Origin of the sequence: Acinetobacter rudis, from assembly GCF_031157835.1 — a bacterium.
In the GTDB taxonomy this organism is placed as follows: Bacteria; Pseudomonadota; Gammaproteobacteria; order Pseudomonadales; family Moraxellaceae; genus Acinetobacter; species Acinetobacter rudis_A.
The window spans coordinates 1-3402 of record NZ_JAVIDR010000041.1; the positions used below are offsets into that span (position 1 = coordinate 1).

A 3402-nucleotide genomic window follows, 5' to 3' on the forward strand; every position below is an offset into this window, starting at 1 on the left:
TGAAGAAATCGCGTCATGGATATTATCTTTACCCGTGTTACCAATATTGGTGATTGAAACATTGCCACCTTTATTGAACGCATTACCACCAAGGATCGTCACTAAATTATCTTGTACATAATTCAATTGCTCCTCAGTCGCAGCACGACCTTTAGTTGCAAATGTATCACCACCTAACTGGGTATTACTTAAACCTGTGATATCACCAGTTTTCTTATCAAGAGTAACTTTACCTACAGTCACTTTATCAAAGTCAACTTCCGCTGCTGTTGCTACAGTAAACTCTTGGCTACCGTCGACATTCACTTTAGTAGTGACTTTAACGTTTTTGCCTTCTTTCACATCTACTTTAGATGCAGCAGCAACTTGGTTCAATTGATCAACGTTTACAGCGTCTTTACCATCTTTACCTGCCGCAACATTGCTAATCACTTTGTCACCAGCGTTAATGCCACCAGTTGTAATGCTTGGACCATTGTTAATGGTCAAACCAGCATTATTGATTGTTGTATCACCAACAACAACTGACTCAAGACCTTTAAGGTTCTTAGACAATTGAACTTCTAGTTCACCTTTATCGTTTTGAACAGTACGGATGTTTTCAGAACTTGCTGCACCAGCAGTCATGTCCTTCATACCACCAACAACACCTAACTTCTCATTAAGTTTTTTGTTGATTACCTTACCATCATTACCAACAAACTGCAGGCCATCATTTAAAGTCGCAACTTCTTGAACTTTACCATCTTCAGTCTTGTAAGTAATACGGGTTTCACCATCTTTACCATTTAGACCAGCCGCACCTTGACCGCTTGAAATTGTAAGACCGTCTTTACCGTCCTTACCATTTAACGCCAAACTATCAGCTTTAAGGTTTTTGTCCATTGCAACAACTAAGTTACCGTCAGCATCAACCACAGTTTTGATATTTTCAGCTGAATATTCTTCATCAGCCTTAGTACCAGCTCCTTTAATTGTAACTGTCTCACCTAATTTTTTCTTAACAGAACCAGTGTTAGCTGCAAAAGTAAGACCTTTATTTGTTAACTCTTCACCAGTTTTCGTCAATTGATCAACGTTAACTGCATCTTTACCATTTTTACCATCAGCAACATTACTGATAACTTTGTCACCAGCATCAATACCATTAACGGTAATGCTTGGACCATTTTTAATGGTTAAACCAGTCTGGTTAAGAACAGTATCACCTAACGTTACACTATCAAACTTAGCATCTTTCTTAGTTGCAACTGTAAATTCACGGCTACCATCATCATTTACAAGAGTATCAACAGTGATGTTTTCACCTGCTTTTACATCAGTTCTCACTGAGGCAATTGCATCATGAATCGTTGTTTTACCAGTATTACCAATATTGGCACCAATAATCGTTGCACCACGGTTATCTGTGTCACCACCGATTACTTTGGCTACAGCATTCGCTGCTGATACCAATTGCTCTTCAGTTGCAGCACGACCTTTAGTTCCGAAGTCACCAGCTTTAAGGTTAACATTACTTAAACCAGTGATATCATTTGTTTTCTTATCAATAGTAACGTTACCAACAGTCACTTTATCAAAGTCAACTACAGCAGCTGTTGCAACAGTAAATTCTTTACTGCCATCATCATTCACTTTAGTGGTTACTTTAACGTTTTTGCCTTCTTTCACATCTACTTTAGATGCAGCAGCAACTTGGTTCAATTGATCAACGTTTACAGCATCTTTACCATCTTTACCTGCTGCAACATTGCTAATCACTTTACCACCAGCGTTAATACCACCAGCTGTAATACTTGGACCATTTTTAATAGTCAAACCAGCATTGTTGATTGTTGTATCACCAACAACAACAGACTCAAGACCTTTTAAGTTTTTAGACAATTGAACTTCAAGTTCACCTTTGTCGTTTTGAACAGTACGGATGTTTTCAGAACTTGCTGCACCAGCAGTCATGTCTGTCATACCACCAACAACACCTAACTTCTCATTAAGTTTTTTGTTGATTACCTTACCATCGTTACCAACAAACTGTAGGCCATCATTTAAAGTCGCAACTTCTTGAACTTTACCATCTTCAGTCTTGTAAGTAATACGTGTTTCACCGTCTTTACCATTTAGACCAGCTGCACCTTGACCACTTGAAATTGTAAGACCGTCTTTACCATCCTTACCATTTAACGCCAAGCTGTCAGCTTTAAGATTTTTGTCCATTGCAACAACTAAGTTGCCATCAGCATCAACCACAGTTTTGATATTTTCAGCTGTGTATTCATCATCAGCCTTAGTACCAGTACCTTTGATTGTAACTGTCTCACCAAGTTTCTTCTCAACAGTGCCAGTGTTAGCAGCAAATGTTAATGGTTTGTTCGCAAGATCAGTTATTGTTTGGTCAACATAAGTTTTATTAGTGATGTGATCACCATCTGTGATTGGGCCAGTGTATTTCACATCACCTTTATTCACAGTGAGAGTATCACCTAACTTCGTTGTGTTAGTTACAGTTAGATTCTCAGTATTAACATTTGTTAAGTTCTTCAAATCTTTAGACAATTGAACTTCAAGTTCACCTTTGTCGTTTTGAACAGTACGAAGGTTTTCAGAACTTGCTGCACCAGCAGTCATGTCTGTCATACCACCAACAACACCTAACTTCTCATTAAGTTTTTTGTTGATTACCTTACCATCATTACCAACAAACTGTAGGCCATCATTTAAAGTCGCAACTTCTTGAACTTTACCATCTTCAGTCTTGTAAGTAATACGTGTTTCACCGTCTTTACCATTTAGACCAGCTGCACCTTGACCACTTGAAATTGTAAGACCGTCTTTACCGTCCTTACCATTTAACGCCAAGCTATCAGCTTTAAGATTTTTGTCCATTGCAACAACTAAGTTGCCATCAGCATCAACCATAGTCTTGATATTTTCAGCTGTGTATTCATCATCAGCCTTAGTACCAGTACCTTTGATTGTAACTGTCTCACCAAGTTTCTTCTCAACAGTGCCAGTGTTAGCAGCAAATGTTAATGGTTTGTTCGCAAGATCAGTTATTGTTTGGTCAACATAAGTTTTATTAGTGATGTGATCACCATCTGTGATTGGGCCAGTGTATTTCACATCACCTTTATTCACAGTGAGAGTATCACCTAACTTCGTTGTGTTAGTTACAGTTAGATTCTCAGTATTAACATTTGTTAAGTTCTTCAAATCTTTAGACAATTGAACTTCAAGTTCACCTTTGTCATTTTGAACAGTACGGATGTTTTCAGCACTTGCTGCATCAGCAGTCATGTCTGTCATGCCACCAACAACGCCCAATTGTTCATTGAGTTTCTTGCTGATTACCTTACCGTCATTACCTACAAACTTAAGACCATCAGTTAAAGTCGCAACTTCTTT

General features: G+C 38.2%; 1 pseudogene. It reads right to left on the reverse strand.

The annotated features are described in order from the left end of the window. Positions 1-3402 (reverse strand): annotated as a pseudogene (locus tag RFH42_RS16750) (hypothetical protein); the annotation flags it as partial.